3 protein-coding genes and 1 pseudogene are annotated in these 3,955 nt (G+C 67.7%); 1 reads left to right on the forward strand and 3 read right to left on the reverse strand.

Features of this window, described 5'->3' with window-relative positions; all coding sequences use genetic code 11:
• Positions 1-56 precede the first annotated feature (56 nt).
• Positions 57-203, reverse strand: coding sequence for a hypothetical protein (locus J1M36_RS12545; RefSeq protein ID WP_206480056.1), 147 nt, complete (start codon positions 201-203; stop codon positions 57-59).
• A gap of 347 nt (positions 204-550) precedes the next feature.
• On the opposite strand from J1M36_RS12545, the gene J1M36_RS12550 reads away from it, so the two are divergent.
• A complete protein-coding gene (locus J1M36_RS12550) occupies positions 551-2,401 on the forward strand; it encodes an NAD(P)/FAD-dependent oxidoreductase (protein ID WP_206480058.1) in 1,851 nt (616 codons plus the stop codon).
• On the opposite strand, the gene J1M36_RS12555 is transcribed toward J1M36_RS12550, so the two are convergent.
• On the reverse strand, positions 2,371-2,721 hold the full coding sequence (locus J1M36_RS12555; protein ID WP_179861246.1) for a hypothetical protein: 351 nt from the start codon (positions 2,719-2,721) through the stop codon (positions 2,371-2,373). The genes J1M36_RS12550 and J1M36_RS12555 overlap by 31 nt on opposite strands.
• A 328-nt stretch (positions 2,722-3,049) precedes the next feature.
• Positions 3,050-3,919: pseudogene (locus tag J1M36_RS12560) on the reverse strand (metal ABC transporter solute-binding protein, Zn/Mn family).
• Between the last annotated feature and the right edge of the window lie 36 nt (positions 3,920-3,955).

The following is a 3,955-nucleotide window of genomic DNA, read 5'->3' on the forward strand; positions in this document are numbered from 1 at the left end:
GTCCATGGGGGACTGTTGGCTGGCGGGCGTGAGGGTCGTTGGCGTGACCGCCGGAGTCAGGCCGGGGGCGCACCGGCCTTCGTGTGATCTCGTCGCGCGACGGCCCCGTTGTGCCGGTATGTGGCCACGATCGCCGCGATGACGAGGCGGCTGGAGCGGTAGAAGAGCGCGCCCTCGATGATGTACAGCACGATGCCGACCATTGTCCGTTCCGCCTCTCGCTTCCCTGCCGATGGGCCGGAGGGGCTCGTTATGCAAAAAACCCCCACGTTACCGGGGCGGTCAACGGTGCCGACGTGCAGTGGGGGCCGCCCGGGCCAACCTCGAGGCTCCCGTGTTCTGGGAGGCAGGCCTCTGCACGCCTTGATGCCATGGGGCTTCACGGTGCGGGCGGCGTCGTCGTCATCCACTCGCAGATCCGGACGCGCGGTCGGCAGACCGGATCGCTGGAGATCGTGGCGACCCAGGGCTTTCGTCCTGCCCGGTGTTGTCGGCGGGTGAAGCGCGCTAGTGTGACACAAATCATAGCTCAGCCACATTAGGAAGTGACATGACTCAGACCCACGATCATGCAACCGATCCCGGCGAGAGCTCCGCAGGGAGTGACGATCCGCAGGCGGCCAGCAGCGCCGTCGAGAAGTGGCTCGCCGCCTTCGACCGGGCCCTCCGTGCGCACGACGAGGACGCGTTGCGGGAACTCTTCGCCGAGGACTGCTACTGGCGTGACTTCGTGGCATTCACATGGAACCTCAAGACGCTCGAAGGCATCGATGAGATCGCGGCGATGCTCCAGGCCCAGCTGCCGACGGTCGATCCGCACGATTGGCAGCTCGCCGAGCCCGCATCGGGCACGGCCGAGAACGCAGAGGCATGGCTCAACTTCATGACCGCCGCCGGGCGTGGTTGGGCTCACCTGAGGCTCGTGGAGGGGCGTTGCTGGACACTGCTGACCACACTGCAGGAACTGACGGGGCACGAGGAGAAGAAGGGCCCCCGCCGTGAGCTCGGCGTCACCCACGAGATCACCCGGGGACGCAAGACGTGGAAGGAGTCCCGGGCGGAGCGGGACGCCCGGCTCGGTTTCGACGAGCAGCCATACGTGCTGATCATCGGCGGGGGTCAGGGTGGCATCGGGCTCGCCGCGCGGCTGCGACGTGTCGGCGTGCCGACGATTGTCGTCGAGAAGAACGAGCGGGCGGGTGACTCGTGGCGCAAACGCTACAAGTCGCTGCACCTGCACGACCCGGTCTGGTATGACCACATGCCCTACCTGCCCTTCCCCGACGACTGGCCGATCTTCCCGTCGAAGGACAAGATGGGGGACTGGCTCGAGCACTACGTGGACATCATGGAACTCGACTACTGGGCTGGCACACGGTGCCTGGGCGCGCAGTTCGACCAGGGCGCGGGCACGTGGACCGTGCGGGTGGACCGCCGTGGCGAGGAGGTCATCCTGCACCCCACCCAACTCGTCTTCGCGCTGGGTGTCTCCGGCTACCCGAACATCCCCCGTTTCGAGGGCGCCGACGACTTCGCCGGGTGGCAGGGTCACTCCTCCGAGTTCACGGGTGGTGAAGAGGATGTCGAGGGCAGGCACGCTGTGGTCATCGGGTCGAACAACTCGGCCCACGACATCGCGGCAGCCCTGTGGGAGAAGGGCGCCGAGGTCACGATGATCCAGCGTTCCTCCACGCACATCTCCCGCAGCGACTCCCTGCGGGAGCTGGCGCTGGGCGCGCTTTACTCGGAGGAGGCCCTGGAGAACGGGGTGACCACGGAGAAGGCCGACATGCTCTTCGCCTCGTGGCCGTACCGGCTGCTGCCGGCTGCGCAGATTCCTGTGTACGAGCAGATGGCTGAGCGGGACGCGGACTTCTACCGTGCGCTCACCGACGCCGGCTTCGAGTTGGACTTCGGCGAGGACGGCTCAGGCCTGTTCTTGAAGTACCTGCGGCGCGGATCCGGGTACTACATCGACGTGGGTGCATCGCAGCTGATCATCGACGGCCGGATCCAGCTGGAGCGCGGTCAGGTCACCAAGATCGTGCCGGAGGGGGTGGTCGTCGACGGCGACCGGCTGGTTCCCGCGGACCTGCTCGTCTATGCGACCGGGTACGGATCGATGAACGCGTGGCTCGCGGATCTCGTCTCGCCGGAGGTTGCCGACGCGGTGGGCAAGTGCTGGGGGTACGGCTCGGACACGACCCGCGACCCCGGTCCCTGGGAAGGGGAGCTGCGCAACATGTGGAAGCCCACAGCGGTGCCGCAGTTGTGGATTCATGGCGGCAATCTGCACCAGTCCCGCCACTACTCGAAGTACCTCGCGCTGCAGCTCAAGGCCCGGGAGCTGGGGATGGACACGCCCGTCTATCAGCTGCAGGAATCGCACCATGTGCGGTGACCGCGAGAAAAGGGTCGAAGGGCGGCTCGCGCCACTCCGTCAGGCGTGGTCTCGGGCGCCGGGGTGAGGGCGGGCGCTGCATCCGTGTAGTCCAGCGTCACCCGGGCGAACGGGGCGCCGATGATGACTTCCAGCCCCGGGATGAGTTCGTAGCGGATCTCGTCCTTGATCCGCTGGTTCTCCAGGGCGGGAGTGAAGACCAGCGTGACCGTGAGCTCGGGGGCCCGAGGGCTGCCAGTGATGCTGAACTGCGCGGAGGCCACGGAGGGGTAGATCTGGATGCCCCTCGTGGCGGCGCGGGCCACGGCGTCGAGCGGCACGCCCGGTACGCGGGCGGGAACGGGGGAAGAGGGGTCGACGGCGGTCGTCCCGAGGGGGCTCGACGTCGGTTCATGAGGGGGCAGCAGGCAGGCCCTCCGCTCCACCTGTAAACCGCCTGGCGGGGCGGTGACAGGGTAGTGTGACGTCCACCCAAGCGGGTGGTCTACCGGAGTGTATGCACACGACATAAACTTCCCGCGCCAGGACGCGCCGTGGGGCGCCTGCATGGCGTCCGGTTGTTCGGTGAGAGGTTTTTGCCTTGCGAGAGTCTCCCACCATGTCGGTCGCGAAGCTCTCGGTGAGCCACCAGAACTACCTGCGGGCCATCTAGAACCTGGAGGAGTGGTCCGAGGACCCCGTCACCACCTCGGCCGTGGCCTCGACCACCTGCTGCATCTGCCGGTCCGAGACGGTCGACTCGCAGAACACCGCCGGGACGTGGTTCTGCCGCACGGTGTCGATCGCCGAGCGCGGTTCCTGTGGACCCGCCTCCTGTTCGGAGTTCACGGGTCAGAGGTGATGCTCGCTCGGTCCGGCGTCCCGCGCGAAGTAGGAGAAGGCGCCCTCGCACGTGAGCAGTGCGCGCTGGTTCGCGGGGACCCGGTCCAGCCGTTCCCGTAGGTCCGTGCGGACCTCGTCCAGCTGCTCCTTGTACCTGTCGCCGTTCTCCCGGAACTGCGCGGCGTGCTCGGGATCGAGGTCGCTCAGGGCGGTCGCGATGGTGTCCACGTAGCGCTGCCCGTTCGTGGGGCTCATCCAGGTGTGGGGATTGGGTGTTCCGGGCTGGTCCGCGACGTCCACCGTGGGAACGCCCTCGGAGACCACCGCGTGCGGCACGTTGGCCGAGGCCACGAACTGCCCGAGCCAGCCCTCCAGGCCGAGCCCGTTGTCCAGGACCAGCTGGGCACCGGACGCCTTGCACACGTCCGTGAGGGTGGGCTCGTAGTCGTGGATCTCCGCCCCGGGCCTGGTCACGGATTCCACGGTCACGTGCTCACCGCCAACCACCCGGGCCATGCCGCGAGCACCGTGAAGGTGGCCAGGACCGTGGGTTTGCCGGACTTTGTTGCGCCGGAGGCGCCCGGCGCCTCGGTGCCTCCAGACTGCGCGCACCCGCTCAGGACCGGCACTCCGACCAGGGCCACCACCGCTGCTCTCCCCCCGAGCCGACGTCCCACCAGGACGCACCTCCGCCATGTTGAATCGTACATATCCGGTGTGCCGAACTTGAGG

It is taken from the genome of Kocuria sp. KRD140 (genome assembly GCF_017168375.1).
GTDB classification, from domain to species: domain Bacteria; phylum Actinomycetota; class Actinomycetes; order Actinomycetales; family Micrococcaceae; genus Kocuria; species Kocuria marina.

What these genes read in the sequence shown, in the direction of transcription:
- J1M36_RS12550 (WP_206480058.1), top strand. Translation starts at nt 551, where the DNA reads ATGACTCAGACCCACGATCATGCAACCGATCCCGGCGAGAGCTCCGCA.
- J1M36_RS12545 (WP_206480056.1), bottom strand. Translation starts at nt 203, where the DNA reads ATGGTCGGCATCGTGCTGTACATCATCGAGGGCGCGCTCTTCTACCGC.